Origin of the sequence: Terrimonas sp. (genome assembly GCF_003075435.1) — a bacterium.
Lineage (GTDB): Bacteria > Bacteroidota > Bacteroidia > Chitinophagales > Chitinophagaceae > Agriterribacter.
Map to the genome: position 1 here is coordinate 52,237 of NZ_QCZJ01000001.1, position 21,949 is coordinate 74,185.

Consider the following 21,949-nt stretch of genomic DNA (forward strand, 5'->3'; position numbering starts at 1 on the left):
TGATTGCCACAGCAATTTTAAACACGGATTAATATCCAGGTTCACATAAATATTGGTATCACCTGATGTAAAATAACATATCCTGTTACTACCTAAAACTCAAACTCCCGCTTCCCGATATTCCATCTTAGCCCGGTAGAAAAAAAGAATTCGCTCTGCTTCGGTTGTTCCTGTACGTTATAGCTGCGATTGGCAACACTCACATCTATAAATAAATTTTGTAACAATTCATATGAAGCTGAAAAAGATGCAAGCAGGGATTTTACAGGAACTCCTGTACCAATAAAAAAACCGTAATCACGCGGACGGGTATCATAACTCCGGAAAATATCGCCGCCCATATTTACACCGGCTGAATCAAGCCCTTTATAGTTGTACATTAATTTACCGGTAAGGTATAATTTGTTGAATGGCTGGTATTTTAAAACAGCAATATATTCCCTGAAGTTTGCTCCTAAAGGATGGGCCAATTCAGTGTTATAATGTGTAAATGCGGTACTGCTGTCTTTATGCGCATACATAAACGGCCTGATTATATTAACCTCAGCCTGCAGATCAAGATTTTTAACGCCAAGTACATCAATATACTTGCCGCCAACCTGCAACGCCTGTTTATTTAACCAACTACCACTGCCGTAATTTTTAAGATCCTTAAACACAAACTCTCCTATAACAAGATTACCATACAACTGAAGTGTTTTGAGCAGGTTTGACTTAACATCAATACCAATGGTTGCCTTTGAATTGCCGCTTCCCAACTGCATTTCCATAGCCCTGTAAAACATGATAGGATTTAAATAACTCAGCTCTATACCGTTTCTTCCGTTATATATCACATTTTCGTATACACCAACATTTAACCATTTTGCCAACTGCAGGCTAAGATGGTGAAATGCCATATAATTTTTGTATCTAACGGTATCCCTGTTGGGAATAGGACTAAATGGTGCAATCAATTCAGCATATACACTCTTGTATGCAAACTTGCGTAACTGCACGTCCATTTGCAGGAACAGGTAATTGTTACTAAAATCGCTCAACATTAAACTCCGGTATCCGTTACCTAAAAAAAGCTTATCATATCCAAAACGAAGATTAATGAATTTGGACGCCGCGAAATCTATACCTCCTCTTGCATCAAAATAATCGTAACCACCACCGGATAGAAATTTAAAATAACCCGCGTTAGGTACTCCCAGATGTTTATTTACATATTGTTGTACATACAGGGGATCTCTTTCCTGGTTTTCTGTTATATAAGTGTAGAAACCCAGTTTTTTTCCAATATTACCGCGCAGGGTTATACCTCTCGTATTTGTAAACAATGTTTTATCAAACTCTGATGATTTACCCATCTGCAGGTTTAAAACCGGGTCAATGATCAGTATAAAATCCTTGCTATAGGTTTCGTATAAATGGGCAGGAGTTTTAAAGAATGTATTAAGGATAGGCTTACGCACGCTGAAAGAATCGCCAAAAGCTTTTGTCCATTCCGCATTGTTCATCAGCACACTCCTGATATTGTAACGGTCAACATCAGACAACTGATCCGATATTACACCTGCTTTGTCTAGTGAATCAATATATTCTGCTCTTTCAGTATACAGCTTTCTGCTATAAGGCTTTATAGCAGAAAAAGAAAGCACAGAATCATTTTGCAACTTGATATCAAGCCTGTCTAACAACTGGTATTGTTTATTCCCAAGCGGAATCCGGTCTGACTGGCTGAATGCATCATAATTCCACAATAAGAAAGCCGCAAACAAAATATGTTGTAAAGAAAAGATGTGTTTTTTCAGCATATGGAGATCAATGTAATCAAAGGTAAGTGTGCACGAGTAAATATAAATAGTATATCTAAAATAGAGCCCTTATTACAAATATGTGTTATTTAAGCGATTTTACAACTTCAGATAGCCTAAAAACAAAAAGGGTGGATAGAAATCCGCCCCGTTTTAAATCCAATATCCTATGAAAAACCGGGGCGAAGATATTAATATCCCGTGGTATTGCAATAGCGATTTACTGTTTTTCGACGGATAGACTTGTTTAGCCGACAGATTACTCTTTTCCGGGAATAATCACCGGTATATATCGCCGGAAATCACTTTTCCATCCATATCTGATACCTTGCAGATAAGGTTATTTTATTATTTTCCCTTCATCAAATACCCCAGTAAGTCAGCCACTTCCTGATCACTTAAATTATTCAGTAACCCCTGCGGCATCATAGATGTATTCATTACTTCCCTGGACTGAATAGCTGATTTGTTTAATACTACATCATCCTGTCCAACCACACGCATGGTAATCTGCCTGTCGTTTTCTGAAACAAGATTCCCGGAAAATGTTCTGCCATCTCTTGTAGTTATCACAAGCATTTTATAGGCATCCTGTATATCGCCGCTGGGGTCTAATATATTGGCAAGCAGGTAATCAATATTAGAGCGGTTGCTGCCTGTCAGATCAGGACCAATCTTTCCTCCGTTTCCAAAAAGGGTATGACAGGTAGCGCAGGTTTTTGAAAATACTACTTGCCCATTATTGACATCAGGCTTTTTTGCATGCTGACCTGTTACCAGTGATTTATATTTTTCATATTCTTTGCTGTTGGCAGGCTTATCATCAATCGGTCCCCATATTTCCACAAAGCCGCTGCCAACCACCCTGCGCAACTGTCTCGCAACATTTGCCGAAATGTCTTTGCGTGGTATCGTATTCTTTTTAATCGCCTGTGCCAATATCCATCCATAGGCAGGACGCGATGAAAGCGTATTCACCGCCTGCGCTTTTTCTTCTTCATTCAAATTATGGTATTTTGACAAGAGCATATTGCCAAGCCCGGTATTATTAAACGCTGCTATTGCACGTATCGCCTCTGTTTTCATCTGTGGTTCATTCAGTAATCCTTCCAGCAATGGTATCAGCTCTTTTCTCTGCTGGGCAGATAAAGCCTTTAAAGCTTTAATGCGTTGTTCAGCGGCATTCTTTTTATCACTTAAAACTGCAAGCGAAATCTTGGCGGCTTCAGCATCTCCAAATAACGCGTTTATATCATCTGCAAGCTGCGATGATTTATTGTTTTTACCTTTTAGAGTGGTATATGCATTTTTCCAGTTAGAAGGTGATTTTAAATCAACGCGCCCTTCCATGCCGGCAAGCATGCCTTCCAGCAAATAATTAACCGAAGCAGGTTGTGTATTTATCGCCGTTACCAAATCCTCAATCGCATTCGCGTCTACAATTCTGCGTGCGGTAAAAGTGGTGATCAGCGGAATATTTGAATTAACGGCAATATTCAGCGCCCGCTTTGTGTCTTCTTTCACTATCTTTTCAAAACCAAACCATATCATTTTAGGAAGATTGTGATCTGCCTGGTCTTCCGCATGTTTTGTTAGCGCTTCTGCAAGTTTCCAGCCTGTTTCTATATCAACACGCTGTATTGCCGAAGCAAGATATAAACGCACAATAGGTGATGCATCTTTTTGTGCCATCGCGATCATCTTTGCAGATGCTGATGCAGGCACATCTGCATCTTCATACAATATCTGTATCGCCCAGGCCCTGATATATTCATCTTTATCGTCCAATGCCTTTACCAGCATATCGGCGGTTAAACTTTTGGTAACATAGAGTGCCCACATGGCGCGCAGGCGATGATCTGCATTTGATGACGAAGTATACAGTTCAGCCAATTTATCATAAGCCGTTCTTTCCAATGCTTTGTTCACCGCTCTTCCCTGCAGAATAACACGGGCTCTGCGTGCATGCCAGTCGCTCATGCTTGTTTGCAATTGCGCTAACTGCACATCTGTTAGCCTTGAAAGATCACTGTATCTCCCATTCCAGTTTTCTGCTGCTGATTTTGCAGGCATTATCCTGAATATCCTTCCTGTTTCTGAATTCTTCACTGTTTGCCCGCATATATCAGCATCATGCCAGTCCAGTGCATATATACCGCCATCTGGCCCAACCTCCATACTAAAGCCCACCCATTGTCCATTATTAGCCATCATAAAATCTTCGCCATGATGGGCCACAAATCCTGATCCTTTTCTTTCCAATATATCAGACAATACCGCATGTTCATGAATATTACACATAAATATCCGCCCTTTGTCAACCGCCGGAAATGCATCAGACTGGTATATTCTCGCTCCGCCATGTGCAGAACGGTGACTATGATCGGTGATGGTTTTTATGTCGTCATATACGAAAGGATTAAAATGCTGTCCGCCCTGGCGGTGATATATACCGCCTGGTATTACATGCCACATGTGTGGAATTACACAGGCACTGATAAACAACTGTCCTTTTGCATCATAATCAATTCCCCAGGGATTACTGAAACCATGTGCCACCACTTCAAATTTATCTTTTGTAGGATGATAGCGCCATACACCGCCATTGATATCTACACCATCGCCTTCCAGTATATTTTCAGGAAATGGATCTTTATGCCTGTATATTTTCCCTTTTCCTTTTGGTTTTCTTACTTTAGATGGTGTTGCAAATCCCTGGCAGCCATACAGCCAGCCGTCAGGGCCCCAGTGAAAGCTGTTCAATGTTTCATGCCGGTCGCGTATACCCCATCCCGTTAGTCTCACTTCAATATCTTTATCAGCCACATCATCATGGTTTTTGTCCGGAATAAAAAGCAGGTTTGGCGGAGCGCCGACAAACACACCATCAAAGCCAACGGCTAAAGCAGAAGGAAAGGCAATGCCTTCCATAAAAACTTTCCGTGTATCTGCTTTCCCGTCATGATTGGTATCTTCCAGGATAATGATCCTGCTATCACCGGCATTTGAAAACCCTGAGCCTCTTGATTCATAATCTTTGTTTTCAGCTATCCATAACCGTCCGCGATCATCCCAGCAAAACGCCATCGGCTGCGTCATCATCGGTTCTGCGGCCCATATGTTTACTTTATTACCGTCATTCAATGTCATAGCTTCCACCGCTTCATCAGGCGTTAAGAATTTTGCGCTCAGCGCTTCCTGCTGCGCCATCTGCCATAATTCTGTGGTAGAATATAAAGAAGTTTTACCGGTATATTTTCCCCATGCATCCGATACATCCCTGTCGTTAAACGACCCGGTATATATCATCAGGCGATGCTTATAGGTTTCAGTTTCGCCATTTTTAATAATAATACTGCTGTCTCTTGCAGTAGCAGGTCCAACACCAAACTGCCCGTCTACACGCCAGTGTTGCGGGTAGCCCCTGTTATCCGGGTGATCGAATATAGCAGTATGAGCAAAATCATTTCTGCCTTCAACCTGCATTCCTACATCAACCCACATGGCGCGTTGTCCTTCAGCTTTTTCATTTTTTTGCCTGGCGGCGTTAATTACTTCCGCTTTCATACCTTCTGTCCAGGGCATGCGTAAAAACAATCCGCCATAATCATATTTGCCAATGGTAACATCGGTTTTTGCCTCTCCTTTCCATTCCAGCGTTAAAAAATATTTACCACTATCCTGTGCCATCGCCCAGTTTTGCGTTTGCCGCATAATTGCATAGCCTTTTTCATCCAGCATATCATATACGGTTTGCCATTTTACTTCTTCGCCATCCTGCTGAATAATATCCGCGGAAACTTTTTTCCAGTAGCCATCTGCGGGATGATGAAAATAATCACGCTCATTCACTTTTGTAAATCCCCAGTATAATCCTGTCTGATGTTTATGATGCCCCGGGCTGAACTCTGTTAATACACCTTTTCCATCCGGTGCAACTATGGGATGGATATAAGGGCGGAAATCATTTTCTGCGTGTTGTATTAATACTGGTCCATCAAAACCTTCTTTATACAGCGATATGGTTTTACCGTCATCACCTGCAACCAATTTCAGGTGATTTATTTTGCCAATGTCTTTATGTTTGGGGTTGCACGCAGAGAAGATAATTAAGATAGCAGCAAAGAGCGTCAGTGATTTCATTCAATAACAGTTATGGATATATGAAGCTTTATGAAAAATCAGGAATGAATATAGGGCTTTTTGAGAATTGAAATGGACAAATATTCGTAAAATCATTTTTGTTTGCACGCGAAGGAAAGAAGTTAGCAAAAGGAAGCAAATTTATTTGAAGTGATAAGTATATATTTTATTATTTATTTTATTATAGACCCAGCTGCATCAACCTAAGTTACATTGCTTGCCTGCCAACAGGTAAGCACTCTTTGTACTACAACAAATATTTCAGTATAATGCAGCAAGAAAAATTAAGTACAGATTGCTTAATAGCGCTGATGTATATTAATATAGCTGTCAGCCGATAGCCCATAGCTGACAGCTATGGGCTAATCCAATCCTCCCCTGCGGTTAGGTGTTCTTTTTGTTGGCCATTTTGATTGCTCACCTTTGGAATTTACAGGCATTACAATTCTTTCTCTTGATGTACGCTGCGGATCTTCGCAAGCCATGTATACTAAAATAGCAGTGAGAATAGCATTGCTTCTTACATCATCAAAAACTATTTTATCATAAGTATCACGGTTGGTATGCCATGTGTAAGTGCCATAAGACCAACTCAGTGAGCTCAAAGAAAAACCAGGCGCGCCTGCAATTACAAAAGACGCAAAATCTGATCCACCACCACCGGGCATACCGGGAAATGAGGTTTGAATATCATCTTTAATACTGGAAGGCACTTTGGAAAGCCACCTGCTGATATACTCATATGAATGTAAAAAACCCATACCGGAAATATTGGTGACCCTGCCTGTTCCATTATCCTGGTTAAATAATGCCTGCAGGTTACTCACTATATCAGGATGATCTTCCACAAATGCTCCCGAACCATTTAACCCTTGTTCTTCACTACCCCAGTGACCCACCAGTATTGTTCTTTTAGGATTGGGATATATTTTCTTTAAGATGCGCATTGCTTCAAGCATCACTAATGTGCCTGTGCCATTATCGGTAGCGCCCGTACCGCCATCCCATGAATCAAGATGCGCAGAAAGCATTACATATTCATTTGGTTTTTCGCTGCCTTTAATTTCGCCAATAGTATTATAAGTAGGTACAATTCCTTTTTCTTTTGAATCAGTTTGAATACTAATCCTTGGTTTACTTCCCGATTCAATCAGCCTGTATAATAAACCATAATCTTCAAGCGCTATATCTACAGTCGGAATTTTTTTCGTTCTGGCGCCGAATATTTTGCTCACACCAAAACCTCTTGACCAATACGATGTTAATATACCCGCAGCGCCTGCTTTCTCCAATGCTTCAGGCAATGCCTGGGTAGTATATCCCGTTTTCTTAATCCTGTCTGCCCAGGCTGAGGTGAGCGAGTCACGATTTTTTTTCATTTTCTCTACAGACGCTGCCTTGCCAAATTCTTCCCAGTTATAATCAGGGCGTCCTGTAGGCTGGTTCATAGATATCATAATGAATTTTCCTTTTGCCGCAGGAAGCCATTTTGCAAAAGCAACTGAGTCTGTTACATCAGGTAAAATAATTACATCGGCTGTTACTGCCTTCCCGCCTGTAGAAGGGCACCATGCAAGTTGTGTTCCTTCAAGAGATTTTACCCAGGGCGCCATCATATCAATATGTGTGATGCCTCTTTCCCATCCGCGCCATTCACCCCATTTTTCATTTTTGGCTGAAATGCCCCATCCGCTATATGTTGATACCACCCAATCATGCGCCTGCTGCATTTTAGGAGAGCCTACGAGGCGGGGTCCAATCTTATCTAATAATTCATGAGCAAGTTTCTCTAACTGGGAATTTTCAGTGCCTTCTTTTTGTATTGCACTTATGATAATACTATCATTTTGCGCATTGCTGATTACATATACAAACGAAAACACAAGCAGTAAAAAATTTTTCTTCATGATGCTGATTGATTTTTTGAAGCGTTAAAATTAAGAAGTGTTGGGGGAAAAAGAGGAGAATAGCGAGGAAAAATTAACTGCAGCACGGTCTGATTTTATTAGGTAATAGCCAGGTATCGGCACGGGTTGCCCAAACCTTTGAAAGAATGTAATGATTGCAATTCAAATTAGCAAAGCCGCATTGCAGCAAAGCACGAAGATAAATTCTGTGATTTCACTGTTTTAATCTTTCTGTAATTACATGTAGATTTTAGTCACAAAATACACAAAGGGTTTACACAAAGAGGCACAAAGAAACGATTCTACGTGGTAAAGATTTAGTGGACTTCGCAGGTAAACAATGAAGGTATATATAATTAACAAAACCGCATTGCAGCAAAGCACGAAGATAAATTCTGTGATTTCACTGTTTTAATCTTTCTGTAATTACATGTAGATTTTAGTCACAAAATACGCAAAGGGTTTACACAAAGAGGCACAAAGAAATGATTCAATGTGGTAAAGGCTTAACGTACTTCGTGGTTAAATGATGAAGGTATATATATAATTTTCACAGGTGAGAGATGGCCAGATAGCTAATAATCCGACCTAATTTGGGCAATCATGTATAACGATGATGAGCAATTATATTGAGCACTGCTAATCCTATTATCTTCATAACAAACCAGCGTCATAAGCCCTACCTTATTATTTTATTACCGTAAAACCTCTTACCTGCTTTTAAATTAAATGAATATTAAGTTGAAGATAACAGGGTTAGTGTTGTTAGTTACGATAGGTTATCAAGACAATAAGATTGAATATTAATGACAATACATTATCCGGAATGTGAGCCTGAAATGCAGCCGAAGACAGGAATAAGTATCCTTCTTTCGCACAAATTATCTAACTTATAGCCGATTAATAAACTTTGTCTATCAAATCTTTACTATTATGGCCGGATCATCGCGCAGAAAATTTTTACAACAACTTGGATCCTCAGGGCTTGCATTATCAGCAGGCTCAATTATGGCTTTTAAAGAAAATGATGCAATCATTCTTCCGGAACAAAAAATCATTGGTCCAAACGACAAACTCCGCATTGCTACTATAGGTATGGGCATTATGGGCAACAGCGACACAGACACCGCTTTGAAAATTCCGGGTGTTGAACTGGCGGCGGCCTGTGATTTATATACCGGACGTCTTGAACGTGTAAAAGAAAAATACGGCAGGCATATTTACACAACCCGCGATTATCGGGAAATTTTAGAAAAAAAAGATATTGATGCGGTAATTATCGCAACAGGCGATCACTGGCATGCACGTATAGCAAAAGACGCCATGAACAAGGGCAAGCATGTATACTGCGAAAAGCCAATGGTTCACAAAATAGAAGAAGGACTGCCGGTTATTAATGTACAGCAGCAAACAAAAAAGATCATGCAGATCGGCAGCCAGAGTATAAGCGGCTCAGTATTTACAAAGGCAAGAGCGTTATACCGCTCCGGTGAAATAGGAAAGATCAATTGTATTGAAGCATCCAACGACAGGCACAGCGCATTAGGCGCATGGCAATATACCATGCCCACTGATATATCAACTGAAACGATTGACTGGGACAGGTATATCGCTTCAATGCCAAAGGAACCTTTTGATGCGAAAAAATTTTTCTGGTGGAGAAATTATAAAGATTTTGGAACAGGCGTTGCCGGTGATCTGTTCGTTCATCTCATTACCCGTGTACATATGATAACAGGTTCCAGGGGTCCTGGTAAAATTTTTGCATCGGGGCAAACAGCATATTGGAAAGATGGCAGAGACGTACCTGATGTAATGACGGCTATACTGGATTATCCCGATACAAAAGAACACCCCGCATTTCAGCTAACATTAAGGGTAAATTTTTGCAGTGGTAAAGGCGAAAGCTCCGTTACCCGTATTATTGGAGATGAAGGTGTGATGGAACTCAGCCGTGGCTTAACGGTTCAGCATAACATATTGTCAAAAGCACCCGGTATTGGAGGTTGGGATGCGCTGAATACATATCCACAGGCAATGCAGCAAAATTTATTAGATGCTTACGATAAAAAGTATTCCAGGGAAGATAAACAACGCCCTGTAAAACCTGATGTTAGCTATAAAGCCCCTGATGGTGAAGATGAGCATGTGTTGCATTTTGCAAATTTCTTCAATGCTATCAGAACAGATAGTTCAGTATACGAAGACGCTACATTTGGCTTTCGTGCAGCAGCGCCATGTCTTGCATGTAACGATAGCTATTTTGAAAAAAAAATAATAACATGGGATGCTGAGAACATGAAGGTGATTTAATATTGAACGAACATGATCTACAACATCTGATGCAAAACATTAACCAGCAGCTAATACATTAATTGATGAAAAAAAATCTACTGCAATGGACTACCATTATTCCTGTAATTACCTGGTTGTTATATTTTTCGGGTGTTATCCCCAATAACGGCATAATACAGGTTATTGCAGGATTACTGCTGATTTTGAGCGTAATGGCTGCTGTTCATCATTCTGAAATTATAGCGCATAAAGTTGGTGAGCCTTTTGGCACTATCATTCTCGCTGTTGCGGTAACCATTATCGAGGTTTCCATTATTATATCATTGATGGTAGCCGGCGGCAAAGAAGCAGCATCATTAGCCAGGGATACCGTTTTCTCAGCCACTATGCTTATTTTGAATGGCATAATCGGTCTCTGCCTTTTTATAGGATCTCTGAAATTTCATGAACAAAGCTTTTCAAAACATTCAGTAACTATTGCATTGGTCTCGCTTGTTTCCATCGTGGTACTTACCATGGTTTTCCCTTCGTATACATCAAGTGTGGCAGGCCCATATTATTCAACATCACAGCTTATACTGGTATCAGTAGCATGCCTTATTATTTATGCATTCTTTTTATTGGCACAAACAAAAAGGCACAGAGATTATTTTCTTTCAGGAGATAATGATGAGGCTCATGCAACAATGATAACCAACAGGGAAATGATCTTCAGCCTTGTTCTTTTACTGTTGAGCCTGATTATTGTAGTATTGCTCGCTAAAGAACTTTCTCCAACCATTGAAGATATTGTAGTCAGCTATAATTTACCTAAAGCATTGGTAGGGGTTATTATAGCAGCGGTAATATTATTGCCTGAGGCTATAGCGGCAATTAATGCTGCGAGGAAGAACAAGCTGCAAACCAGTATAAATCTTGCGCTTGGATCGGCCCTTGCAAGCATTGGTTTAACCATACCTGCCGTAGCTACAGTAAGCAGCATATATGATATGAAAATCATTTTGGGGCTGGACAATAAATCAATAATCCTGTTAGGGTTGTCTGTATTTATTGTAATGTTATCGCTGATAAGTGGCAGAACAAACCTTATTTATGGCGTGGTTTTGCTGGTAAATTTATTGACTTTTATATTCCTCATTATTCATCCATAATTACTTCAACCTGCTTGTTTTTCTGGCTGTATTTCATATATTTAACCATACTATCAGTATAACCAATCTTTTGATCAGCCTGCTTAATCCTCCCCCTGGCACCAATACGCCATTACCCCGAACAATACTATGTTTTGAACATAGTATGTTCTGTAATATTCAGCAAGTATCAAACCTTAATAAAAGATGGAATATCTACAAAGTAACCGGTACTGGTCTCCCTTAAAGAAAATAAGTTTCCGGTTCATATTCATTTTTTTTATCCTTTTCATGGTCATTCAAAACAATGGCACTTTTCCTTTTTGGGAAATTGTTATGCATTACCCTGCTGAACTATTGCAAAAACTTATTCCATGGATTGGAAAACACGTACTCCATCTTTCATACGACATTACTGAATTTACTAACGGAAGCGGTGACACAACATATGACTACGTAGTTGTTTTTACAATTGCATGCTCTGCTTTTGCCGGAACTGTTATATGGTCTCTGTTGGACAGGAAAAGAAAAAGCTATCAAACACTCTATTACTGGTTAACTACCGCGGTACGTTACTATGTTGCTTTAATGTTATTTAACTACGGGCTTTGGAAAGTAATTAAAATGCAATTTCCTGCACCAGACTTATATCGTCTTACCCAGCCTTACGGCGACTCATCTCCTATGGGATTAGCATGGACATTTCTTGGTTTTTCCAAAGGTTATAACCTGTTTATGGGCTTTGCCGAAATTGCGGCGCTGCTATTGCTGTTCAGAAGAACAATGACACTTGGCGCTGTCATTACCTTATGCACTACTGCAAATGTGATGGCGGTAAATTATTTTTATGATGTGCCGGTTAAGATAGTATCATCCATGTTGTTTATTATGACATTGTTCTTATTATCAAATGATGCAACGCGCTTATTAAGATTTTTTTTAACAGACAATCCAGTTTCTCTTCCTCCAATCAAAGCACCGGTTTTTTCTAAAAAATGGATGCATATCGCGAAAGCATCATTAAAAACATTGCTGATTGGCTACACAATCATTTTTGGTATTTACGAGGCAAAACAAATGGAGAAAAAATATGGGGACACTGCTCCCAAACCCAAGCTCTATGGTTTGTACAATGTAGATACGTTTGTTATAAACAACGACACATTACCCCCTTTAATTACAGACACAATAAGATGGAAAGAATTCCTTATAGAGTGGGAAGGATTTGCCCGTTTGCAGGATATGACAGACAGGACAAGCATGTTTACAATAATACAGGATACTATTTCAAAAAAAATTGACTTTATCCCAAAAGCCGATACTGCTTTGAAGTATACACTTTATTATGATACACCGGGCTCAAACAAACTCAACTTCAAAGGAATGATTCAGAAAGATTCTGTTTCTATATTCATGACAAGGAAGGACACAAAAGACTTCCTGCTTATGAACAGGGGGTTTAACTGGATAAATGAATATCCCTTTAACAGGTAGAATATATTTAATAATTAACCGGCATCAATTTTACTAAAATAGGAATAAGCATTAGTAAGTTGTTTAACGGCTGTTGTATGTTGATGATAATAAGCGAGTGCGGTTGCTAATGTATCTTCTACCTGATCAAGGGAATTAAAGATTTTGTTATGGAAGAATTTTCTTCTGGTCTCCCGCCAAAGTAATTCTACCGGGTTAAGTTCCGGCGAATAAGGTGGTAGATGTAGCAGTAAGATATTGCCTGGCAGGAGAAGGTTTTTACTGATATGCCAACCGGCTTTGTCCAACAGGAGCACTATTCTATAGCCGGCGTATTGAACAGACAATTGAGTTAAAAAACAGTTCATTGTGTCTGTATTACAATGAGGGGCTATTAGGGAAAAGCAATCTCCTGTTTGTGGCGCTATTGCACTGAAGGCATAAATATATTCCCGTACCATTTGCCTGGCAACAGCGGGTATCATATCTTTTCTTACCCAACAATACATTTCCCTGCTTATTCTTCCAAAGCGACCTTCATCTTCAAAGAAAACAACAATAGGTTTGATTGGAGCAGCTTGTTCTACTGACCATTGAAGGGAAGCCAAACGCTGGGGGAGTTTTTTTTAAACTCCTGTTGGGATGCAACATCTCTTTTGGGATGGTAAGGACGAGGCATTTTCTTTTTCCATCCATTGCGTTTTAGTAAATCCCATAAATAATCATCCGATACCTTTTTACCAACTTTACTTTCGACCAAAGATCTTATATCTTCTGCTGTTTTTATTAATCCTTTAGCTGCCTTTTGTTCAATACTTTGTAATAAATGTGTTTCCTGTTCGGTACTTAATAAAAAACGATGGCGACCACCACGTGGTTTACAGTTCACACTGGAAATGCCTGATTTATTGTAGCCTTCCACTATCTTATAAACACTTTGTGTAGATAAATTAACCAATGGTGCTATTGTTGCTGCTGACGTTATCTTTCCTACTTGTACCAGATATAAAATCTGCCATCTGTTAAACTCAGGCTTGCCGGTTGCTATAGATAATTGCTTCTTCAAATCATTATCACTGAGGTGAAAAACTAATTTCAAAGTACGCATAGCTTTAACTTTGAAAACAAAGTTAATAAATTTTTATATTAGTATTTTTGATAGCGGTATATTATAAATGCTAAATATACTGGTTAAAAAAAACGTCAACACTTCTCCAGCGCCTGAACAATATCTGCAATTATATCACCTGCATATTCAAGTCCAACAGAAATTCGTATAAGACCCGGCGTAATACTTACAGACGCCTGCTCTTCCCTGCTTAATTTTGAATGCGTTGTTGATGCAGGATGAGAAGCGATACTGCGGCTGTCGCCCAGGTTAGAAGTGAGTGAAAGCATTTGCAGGGCATCCATAAATTTCTTGCCGCTCTCTATACCACCTTTCAAATCAAAAGTAACCAGTCCTCCGCCTCTCGTCATCTGCTTTTTGGCAATATTGTACATCGGGTGTGATGGATGTGTAGGGTATTTTATCCAGTTCAATTTTGGATGGCCATCCAATGCTTTTACCAATGCCTCTGCGTTATCACAATGACGCTGTATACGTACGTCAAGCGTTTCAAGGCTTTTTGTTAACACCCACGCATTAAATGGTGATAAAGAAGGGCCTGTATTTCTGCAGAACAAATACAGATCACGTATTAATTCTTTTTTGCCAACTACTATACCACCTAATACCCTGCCCTGCCCGTCAAGCCACTTGGTAGCAGAATGCAATACAAGATCTGCACCATAATCAACCGGTTTTTGCAAAACAGGTGTGGCGAAGCAATTATCAACCACCAGCATTACATTATGCTTTTTAGCCAAAGCACCAAGCCACTCCATATCCACTATATCCAGCCCCGGGTTGGTGGGTGTTTCCACATAAATCATTTTAGTGTTAGGTCTGATCAGGGCCTCCCAGGTTTCCGGCATTTTAATATCAGCATAACTGTATTCAATTTTCCAGCGATGTAAATATTTGGTAACAATAGTATGTGTAGAGCCAAATACAGAACTGCAGCTCAGCAGGTGATCACCGGCACTTAAAAAAGCCATAAAAGTTCCGAATATAGCGCTCATGCCTGAAGCAGTGGCAAAACCGGCTTCTGCACCTTCTAACATGCACATTTTATCAATAAACTCCTGCACCGTAGGGTTGCTGAAGCGGCTGTAAATATTATTATCATTCTCTTCTGCAAAAGCCGCCCGCATTTCCTCAGCATTCTCAAAACAAAAACTCGATGTTAAAAATAAAGGTGTGCTGTGCTCCATTTCATCCGTACGCGGACTTTGTATACGCACAGCCTGCGTATTAGGATGTAAACTCATGCTCAAAAATAAATTTGTTTGCTGCTCTTGTTATAAATAATAATTGCGTGGCAAATTATAAATCAACAGGCGTTCCGTTAACCACAACTTTCCATATTAATTTTGCACCGGCTCTGCGCAGGGTTTCCGCCACAGAGCAATATTTATTCATTGATAATTCTACTGCACGCACAGCTTTGGCAGGTTCTATTTCACCTGTCAGGTCAAAAGTAATTTCCACATCAGTCCACAGAGAAGGTTCTTTACCCTGCTCCCTTTCTCCATCAACATTTATGGAAAAGCCCTTAATGTCCTGCTTCTGCTTTTTTAAAATGCTAACTACATCCACCGCACTGCAACCGCCCAAACCGGCAAGTAACAATTGCATAGGGCGAAACCCTTTACCATCTCCCCCCTGTTCAACCGGAATATCAATAGAAAGTGTATTACCTCCTGCATCTGCAGCAAAAAACCCATAATCATTATGAGTGCGGTGTAATTGCATTAATGGCATTGCTTAAAATTTGAGCGCAAAGATACGAAGCAATTACGATTATTGAGTAATAAGAAAGAAGGGCGCCCGCAAAAGGGCGCCCACCGGTCTTTCCTCATGTAATGCGTGTTAAGCTAAATCAAATCTGTCAAGGTTCATTACCTTGTTCCATGCCGCAACAAAATCCTTCAAAAATTTTTCTTTTCCATCAGCGCTGCCGTACACTTCTGTTATTGCTCTCAATTCCGCGTTAGAACCAAAAACCAGGTCAGCACGGGTAGCAGTCCATTTCACATCGCCGGTACTGCGATCAAAACCCTGGTATAATTCCCTGTCTTCAGCTACCGCCTTCCATGCAGTTTTCATATCAAGCAGGTTCACAAAAAAATCATTGGTAAGTTGCCCCGGGCGTTCGGTAAATACACCATGAGAAGAGCCATCATAGTTGGTATTTAGTACGCGCATACCACCTATCAGCACCGTTAGTTCGGGAGCTGTAAGTGTTAATAACTGGGCTTTATCTATCAATAGTTCTTCGGTTAATACGGGCGACTTTGCTTTGCGATAGTTGCGGAAACCATCTGCAAAAGGCTCAAGATGACCAATAGATTCCACATCAGTTTGCTCCTGCAAGGCATCCATACGTCCGGGCGTGAATGGTACAGCAATATTGCTGCCTGCATCTTTCGCAGCCTTTTCAACAGCGGCGCAACCACCCAATACTATTAAATCTGCCAATGAAACTTTTTTGCCATCCTTTTGTGCGCCATTAAATGCTGCCTGAATACCTTCCAATACATTCAGCACTTTATTAAGCTGAACAGGGTTATTTACCATCCATTGCTTTTGAGGGGCCAGGCGTATGCGTGCTCCATTAGCGCCACCGCGTTTATCAGAGCCACGGAAAGTAGAAGCAGAAGCCCATGCTGTAGAAACCAACTGGGAAACAGTTAACCCGGACGCTAAAATTTTAGATTTCAGCGCAGCGGTATCAAGCGCATCAACCAGTTTATGATCAACCGCCGGAATAGGATCCTGCCAGATCAATATTTCTTCAGGCACATCAGCTCCCAGGTAGCGGGTACGCGGTCCCATATCGCGATGTGTTAATTTAAACCATGCACGTGCAAACGCATCAGCAAACTGATCAGGATTTTCAAGAAACCGTCTTGAAATTTTTTCGAATCCCGGGTCCATCCTTAAAGAAAGATCAGTGGTGAGCATAGTAGGCTTATGCTTTTTGCTTGCATCAAAGGCGTCAGGAATAATATTATCCGCATCTTTTGCTACCCATTGATGCGCACCGGCAGGGCTTTTGGTAAGCTCCCACTCAAAACCAAACAGGTTCTCAAAAAAGTTATTGCTCCATTTTGTCGGGGTTGTAGTCCATATCACTTCAAGCCCACTTGTAATAGCATCAGCGCCTACCCCTGACTGATAGCTGCTTTTCCATCCCAAACCCTGCAGTTCAAGATCAGCGGCTTCAGGCTCCTTACCCACATGATCCGCAGGAGCGGCGCCATGTGTTTTACCAAAGCTGTGGCCACCGGCTATGAGGGCAACAGTTTCTTCATCATTCATCGCCATACGGCCAAAAGTATCGCGGATATCTTTTGCTGCGGCAACAGGGTCCGGGTTTCCGTCCGGACCTTCAGGGTTCACATATATTAATCCCATCTGCACGGCGGCAAGTGGTTTTTCCAGATTGCGTGAATGTATTTTACCATCGGGATCATCGTCAGATACCAGCACTCCATGATTTTCTACCACTCCTTCAGAACCTTTCGCATAACGTACATCACCACCCAGCCAGGTTTTCTCGTCGCCCCAGTATACAAGCTCATCAGATTCCCATGCGTCTTCACGACCGCCTGCAAAACCAAAGGTTTTAAAGCCCATTGATTCGAGCGCTACATTGCCTGTGAGTATAAGGAGGTCAGCCCAGGAAATTTTATTGCCGTATTTCTGTTTGATAGGCCAAAGCAGGCGGCGTGCTTTATCAAGGCTCACATTATCGGGCCAACTGTTCAGCGGAGCAAAGCGCTGCAATCCCTGTCCTGCGCCACCACGGCCATCACCCACACGATACGTGCCGGCACTATGCCAGGCCATACGAATAAATAAACCTCCATAGTGACCAAAATCTGCCGGCCACCAGGGCTGGGAATCTGTCATGAGCGCATGCAAATCTTTTTTTACCGCTTCAAGGTCAAGACTTTTAAATGCTTCCGCATAATTAAAATCTTTATCCATAGGGTTTGATAAAGATGAATGCTGACGCAGGATGTTTACTTTTAATTGCTTTGGCCACCAATCATTGTTTTTGGTACCGCCACCACCAACATTACTCTTCATGCTCCCATTATGAAACGGGCATTTGCTGATGTCGTTTGAATCATTTGCCATTTTTAAAAATTTATCTGGTTAAATATTTATATAAGATGCATTTACATATTTGTTGCTAAATGGTATTTAGCATTGGATCAAACACGCGGCCAATTTTCGTGACAAACTTATGACAATAAACATATAATTAAAATTGATTCATTCTATAACAATATAGTTTTAAACTATACGATAAAATCTACCTGAGCTAAATCATTGGAAATATTTCTCTCTAAACAAACGCGCTAAAACCCGTAATAGCCCGGCCCACAATCAGCGAATTAATTTCCTTTGTTCCTTCATAAGAATATATCGCTTCCGCGTCTGCTACAAAACGTGCAACATTATGATCAAGCAATATACCGTTGCCTCCCATTACTTCTCTCGCCCTGCTCACAATATCACGGGTACGCAGTGAACAAAATACTTTCGCCAGCGAGGCATGTTCATCTTTCAGCAAGCCTTCATCCTGCAGTTCAGACAGGCGGTATACCATTGATTGCATAGCGGTAAGATTCGACAACATTTCCACCAAATGATTTTGAATAAGCTGGAATGCAGCAATTGGTTTACCAAACTGTTTACGTTTGCGTGTATAATCCAACGCGTTTTCATAAGCGCCCCTGGCACAGCCAACTGCCATCCAGGCTACACCGGCACGGGTCATCTGCAATATTTTAGCCGTATCCTTAAATGAATTAGCGCCGGGCAGTCTGTCGCTTTCCTGCACTACACAATCGGTAAGTGTTATCAAGCCGTTCTGCACAATGCGCAATGCCATCTTGCCTTTTATCTTTTCAACCATCATGCCGGGTGTATCTTTCCTTACAATAAACCCTTTTACTTCTCCATTATCTACATCCCTTGCCCATATAATAATCAAATCAGCGAAAGTAGCATTGCCAATCCATTTCTTTTGCCCGTTCAGTACCCAGCCGTTTTCAGTTCGTTTAACCGTAGTAGTTAGTCCTCCTGCAGCGCCTGAGCCTACTTCCGGTTCTGTTAATCCAAATGCACCAATCTTTTTCAGTTCATGCATGGCAGGCAGCCATTCCTGTTTTTGCTCCTCAGAGCCACACAGGTATATTGACCCCATTGCCAGCCCGCTTTGCACGCCAAAAAAGGTAGCGATAGACGCATCTATCCTACCCATTTCCATAGCAATAATGCCCTCCATCAAAAAGGATTTTCCTGGACAACCGTAACCTTTATAAGTTACTCCACATAAACCCAGCTCAGCAAATTTGGGTATCACTTCAAAAGGGAAATCATCGTGCAGCCAATAATTATTAACTACAGGTTTAATCTCTTTCTCCATAAATTCACGCACCCGTAACTGCAATGCTTTGTCTTCATCGCTCAGGCGCAGATGCAGCTCATAAAAATCACCATTTATTTCAGGCAGTTCTTTTTTCTTTCTTTCACCACCATCCATCATCTTCATCAGCATCTTCAGTTGATTATCATCCAGCTTTGAAAATCCTTCCATTACTTTTTGAAGATCTACCTTTTGTGAAAGTTTTGCCAACTGATCAAAATCTATACTCTTTAAAAGATTAAATGTGCTTTTGATCTTTGAAAATGTTCCGGACATAGCGTATCGTTTTCAGTTATTTATTAAAGATAGCACCTGAATTGCTTATGGTATTATTTTTTGATGCACAAAAAAAGGGAAATCCTATGTGTGCGCTTAGCTGCATTACTGCTATTAAGCTGCGGTTGCCACGCTCGCTTGTACTACAGTAACGCTGTTGAGCTTTCCGACGATGAATAGGTTTGTTATTTGGGTTAACCAGAAGACAGAGCCTTCGGAGAACAGAGGTATTGGAGCATTGATATTCGTTGAGAAATAGGTTGTCAAAATAATTAATGTATATTTTTATTAATTGTTTCTCTGTCTCTATAATCTAAAAGAAACGGCAAATAAGTTGGAAGTCGATAAATTTTAAAATCAATGGTCAGAACATGAACTAACGGAGGAAAGGCCAACTCTGAACCTAAAATTGTATTTTCAGATGACAACGTAACTAAAGTCATTATTGGTAGATTTCTAAACTGCCCCTCAGTATTTAAGTAATTAAATACACGAAACCTATCAGGAAAATTATTCGAACCTGGATCAAGTACAAATTCTGCTGAGTCTCGATTATTCTTCGAAAATCATCATCATTAATTGAAAAAAACATCGATATTATTTGCTTAAAAACATTTAATGCATTAAAATCATTAATTGTCAGTTCGAATGCATTAAACTCCTTCATTCTCACAAACTCAATAAAAGTGCTGGAATATTTCTGATAGTCTGTCACATAATTTGACCCTAAAAACTATTGCACTTTTTACATAGTGAATAGCAGCCAATTCCCCCTTGCTCTATGAGAACATATAAAAAGCGAAGTTTAAAAATTTCGCTTAGGAAATACAAAGCATCTCAAAACACTCCCACCGCTTTCAACAAAATTCTTAAACTCCATATTACCACCATCACTCCTACAGCTATAAACATCGTCTTCATGGGGAGTTTACCTACAAGACGAGCTGCAATAGGTGCACCAATCAAGCCGCCTATAATAAGGCCGAGAATAACCTGCCAGTGGCTTACACCAATCATAGCAAAAAAAGTAAGTGCACTGGCGAGTGTAACAAAAAATTCGGTTATGCTTACAGAACCTATTACAAACCGCGGGCTGCGTCCTTTTGAAATAAGCGTGCTGGTAACCAATGGTCCCCAACCACCACCCCCAAAAGAATCTAAAAAGCCGCCGGCGCCTGCAAGCCAGCCAACTCTTTTTACCTTCTGCGGCTTTTTTTGTCCTTTACGAAATGCGATAATCAATATGCGTATACCCAACAGCATAGTATAGCTGGCAATCAGGGGACGAATATAATTTGCATATTGATCGCCAAACCGTGAAAGCAGGTAAGCACCAACAACGGCTCCAATAATTCCCGGTATCAATAATGCTTTGAATAGCTTTTTATTTACGTTACCAAACTTATAATGGCTATAACCAGAAGCACCACTCGAAAACATTTCGGCAGTATGTATGCTGCCGCTGATAGCAGAAAGATTAACACCAAGCGACATTAATACTGTTGTTGATACCACGCCATATCCCATCCCTAATGCACCATCTACTAATTGCGCAAAAAAACCAGCTAATATTAACCAATAAAACTTACTATCTAAACCTGAAATACCTGTTTTAATATTATCAACAAGACTGTTGAGTGGCAGATATGACAAAATAAAATATCCAACAAACATGAAGAAAAAAGCAAACAAACACCAGGTCGCTATACGTCGCCAATGCCTTTCTCCTTTATTTTTTTCTTCAACGTTTTCCTGCAACGAAAGTGATTTGGTAATATGATTTAACTCCTGAACCTTCTTTGCGAAGTTGCCGTTCATTTTTTTTCGTATCGCTTCCATATTATCCAGCACTTCATCTAATTCGTCTGGTAATACTTCATTCAATGTTTCTTTTATTCTTTTGGCAATGGTTGGCGATTTGCCATTGGTAGAAACCGCTACTTTAAGATTACCTTTCTTTACAATAGAACCTAAATAGAAGTCGCACAGCTCAGGGGTATCAGCCACATTTACCAGTAATCCTCGTTTTTGCGCATCTGCTTTAATTTGCGCACCTAATGATTTCTCATTCACAGCAACAATAACAATATCTATATTATCCAGGTGCTTTGCAGCATAAGCTTCTTCCACTACTATAATGTTATCATGGCGCTCTGCTATAGCACGAACAACATTATTTACCTGCAACGCCACAATTTTTATTCGTGTAGCAGGAGAATTCGTCAACACCGCAGTCAACTTTTCTGCGCCAACATTGCCACCTCCGATAATCAACAACCTTAATTGCTCCAGTTTTAAAAAAACCGGGAAGAGTTGATTTGTTTCTTTTATGATTGTTGTTTCTGCCATGTTGCTTTTAGCTATTAGCTTTCGTT

Annotated in this window: 13 protein-coding genes; 3 read left to right on the plus strand and 10 right to left on the minus strand. The window is 40.4% G+C overall.

What is annotated here, in order from left to right; genetic code table 11:
* Positions 1-92: 92 nt before the first annotated feature.
* From DC498_RS00215 to DC498_RS00225, 3 genes are all read right to left on the minus strand, one after another.
* Positions 93-1,802, minus strand: coding sequence for a hypothetical protein (locus DC498_RS00215; protein ID WP_240627796.1), 1,710 nt, complete (start codon positions 1,800-1,802; stop codon positions 93-95).
* A 348-nt stretch (positions 1,803-2,150) separates the two neighbouring features.
* Positions 2,151-5,945 (minus strand): PVC-type heme-binding CxxCH protein, encoded by a 3,795-nt coding sequence (locus DC498_RS00220; protein ID WP_116872110.1) that lies wholly within the window; start codon positions 5,943-5,945, stop codon positions 2,151-2,153.
* 362 nt (positions 5,946-6,307) lie between these two features.
* A complete protein-coding gene (locus tag DC498_RS00225; protein WP_116872111.1) occupies positions 6,308-7,852 on the minus strand; it encodes a M20/M25/M40 family metallo-hydrolase in 1,545 nt (514 codons plus the stop codon).
* A 933-nt stretch (positions 7,853-8,785) separates the two neighbouring features.
* On the opposite strand from DC498_RS00225, the gene DC498_RS00230 reads away from it, so the two are divergent.
* The 3 genes from DC498_RS00230 (at position 8,786) to DC498_RS00240 (ending at position 12,771) form a co-directional block, all read left to right on the plus strand.
* Positions 8,786-10,165 (plus strand): Gfo/Idh/MocA family protein, encoded by a 1,380-nt coding sequence (locus tag DC498_RS00230; protein ID WP_116872112.1) that lies wholly within the window; start codon positions 8,786-8,788, stop codon positions 10,163-10,165.
* Positions 10,166-10,230: 65 nt separating this feature from the next.
* Positions 10,231-11,298, plus strand: a complete 1,068-nt coding sequence (locus tag DC498_RS00235; protein WP_116872113.1) for a calcium:proton antiporter — start codon at positions 10,231-10,233, stop codon at positions 11,296-11,298.
* Positions 11,299-11,484: 186 nt separating this feature from the next.
* Positions 11,485-12,771 (plus strand): hypothetical protein, encoded by a 1,287-nt coding sequence (locus DC498_RS00240; protein ID WP_133176719.1) that lies wholly within the window; start codon positions 11,485-11,487, stop codon positions 12,769-12,771.
* Positions 12,772-12,785: 14 nt separating this feature from the next.
* On the opposite strand, the gene DC498_RS00245 is transcribed toward DC498_RS00240, so the two are convergent.
* The 7 genes from DC498_RS00245 to DC498_RS00280 form a co-directional block, all read right to left on the minus strand.
* On the minus strand, positions 12,786-13,358 hold the full coding sequence (locus DC498_RS00245; protein ID WP_116872115.1) for an IS630 family transposase: 573 nt from the start codon (positions 13,356-13,358) through the stop codon (positions 12,786-12,788).
* Positions 13,334-13,858: a winged helix-turn-helix domain-containing protein gene (locus DC498_RS00250; RefSeq protein ID WP_116872116.1), complete on the minus strand. Its 525-nt coding sequence runs from the start codon at positions 13,856-13,858 to the stop codon at positions 13,334-13,336. Before DC498_RS00250 ends, DC498_RS00245 begins: the two co-directional genes overlap by 25 nt.
* A 95-nt stretch (positions 13,859-13,953) precedes the next feature.
* A complete protein-coding gene (locus DC498_RS00255; protein WP_116872117.1) occupies positions 13,954-15,123 on the minus strand; it encodes a trans-sulfuration enzyme family protein in 1,170 nt (389 codons plus the stop codon).
* A 55-nt stretch (positions 15,124-15,178) separates the two neighbouring features.
* A complete protein-coding gene (locus DC498_RS00260; protein ID WP_116872118.1) occupies positions 15,179-15,616 on the minus strand; it encodes an OsmC family protein in 438 nt (145 codons plus the stop codon).
* 108 nt (positions 15,617-15,724) lie between these two features.
* A complete protein-coding gene (katG, locus tag DC498_RS00265) occupies positions 15,725-18,001 on the minus strand; it encodes a catalase/peroxidase HPI (protein ID WP_116872119.1) in 2,277 nt (758 codons plus the stop codon).
* 211 nt (positions 18,002-18,212) lie between these two features.
* Positions 18,213-19,574 carry an acyl-CoA dehydrogenase family protein gene (locus tag DC498_RS00270; protein ID WP_116872120.1) on the minus strand — a complete coding sequence of 454 codons (1,362 nt, stop codon included), beginning with the start codon at positions 19,572-19,574 and terminating at the stop codon, positions 18,213-18,215.
* Positions 19,575-20,411: 837 nt separating this feature from the next.
* Positions 20,412-21,923, minus strand: coding sequence for a TSUP family transporter (locus tag DC498_RS00280; RefSeq protein WP_116872122.1), 1,512 nt, complete (start codon positions 21,921-21,923; stop codon positions 20,412-20,414).
* Between the last annotated feature and the right edge of the window lie 26 nt (positions 21,924-21,949).